Source organism: Chryseobacterium sp. UYP7 (assembly GCF_056279225.1).
The window spans coordinates 1-1,826 of record NZ_JBWBQW010000019.1 but is presented as its reverse complement, the minus strand read 5'-3'; the positions used below and the strand labels follow the sequence as shown (position 1 = coordinate 1,826).

Sequence of the window (1,826 nt, the reverse complement as noted above, 5' to 3'; positions counted from 1 at the left end):
ATGTTGCCTTCGATTATATTTTTGAACTTAAAAATTTTATTGATTTAATTAAATATGTACCGAGACTTTTTGGTTTAATAATTCACAGTAAAAATGAAAATACTTCTCGGCGATATTATACAGCGCTTAATACGATTTTAGGTATAATAGAAAAAGGTAAGAACATTGATAGACCTGAATTTATTTCAGCGAAAAATTTTTTAATAAAGAAAATTAGGGAGAATATAATTTATAGTAACTCATTGGATAAAGTCGACAATGATTTTTTGGTAAATAAATTTAATTTAAATCATATGTTCAGAGAAAATGTGCTACAATATTTTAAATCGGACTTACATATGATTCCTTATAAAACTCTGTATTTTAAATATGATTCACTAAAGAATGAAATTGGATGCTCACTTGCCGAATCTGCGAAAAATAATTATACAAAATATTTTTTTTCGAAGGAGATTATTGAATTTGTTACCGCTAAACTAAGTTTCCAAAACAATGGCAAATTAAACAAATCAATTTGTTATCCGTTATCCTCTAATTTAGGATTTTATTTTTTTACTAGAAGAATAAGTTTGTTAGAATTAAGTATTTCACTTAAAAACATTGCAGTCTCTGAACCAAGGAAATTTAAGTTGTTAGCTGAAAAATATTATCACAAGTACAATTTAAATATAAGTGAAAACAATGTACCTAATAATTATGTATACCTTAATTTTTCTGAAACAAAATCATTTGAGAAGCCTAAAATATGTAATACCCATTTTTTAACTCATGATTCTTCTTTTGACGCAGTAGTGCGAGGTCTTAATGAAAGTGATGTGTCTAGAAATGATCGTTTTTTTAATCTTTTGAATGATATAATCAAAAGAAAAACTGAGGTGGATTACGTGGTATTTCATGAATTATCATTACCAAGAAATATTTTTATGCCAATTGCAGAAAGATTAGGAAGGTTAAATATAAACTTAGTAGCAGGTTTGGAATATGATATTCAAAATATTGAAAAGAAATCGTTTGCAGACAATCAATTATTCTATTCTCTAACAGTTGATAATGAGATGTCTGGCTCAATTGGATTATTCCAGTCAAAAAATGTACCTGCAGTACACGAAGCTAATGAACTACTAAGTAAAAATTCCATAGTGTTACGTAGTTCATATCCTGCAAAATATATAATTAAGCATAATGATTTTGTCTTTTCTGGTTTGATTTGCAATGACCTTTTAGATATAAACAATAGAGCACCGCTCAGAGGATTTATAGATGCATTATTTGTTATTGCATGGAATCCAGATATAGAAACTTATCATCATTTAGTTAAATCATCCTGTTTAGATATACATTGCTTTGTAAATTTATGTAATAATAAAAAATACGGTGACGTTAGATTAAGTGCTCCATATAAAAAATCTTGGGCTCGAGATTTACATATTATTCATGGTGGACAATTTGATAATTTTATGATTTCTAATATTGATATTGCTTCATTGCGTGACTATCAAAATAATAGTATCTCACCTGCAGAGCCATTCAAACCTTTTCCTACGGGATTTATTCTTTGGAAAGAGCGAACGACTAAATCCAAAATATAGAAAATTGTAATTAAAAAAAATTTAAGTTTCTAAATTTAAATAAAGATAAAACAAGATCGCGTGCCAGATCAGTTCTACTCATGGCCTAAAATTTAAAATTTTTGTAAACCAATTTTTGAGATTGTCATCGACACAATCTGGCACACTCTGAAAAAGAAGTTTTTCATTTTCACATTACTATGCAATAAAAATTCAATTACTTCACATCTATAAAATAGATAACTTATTCACAGTAAG

Annotated in this window: 1 protein-coding gene; it reads left to right on the top strand. The window is 27.4% G+C overall.

Features of this window, described 5'->3' with window-relative positions:
- Nucleotides 1–1,589 (top strand): hypothetical protein (locus ACZ9HT_RS16925; protein ID WP_476041673.1); only part of this gene is annotated, 1,589 nt, incomplete at its 5' end.
- Between the last annotated feature and the right edge of the window lie 237 nt (nucleotides 1,590–1,826).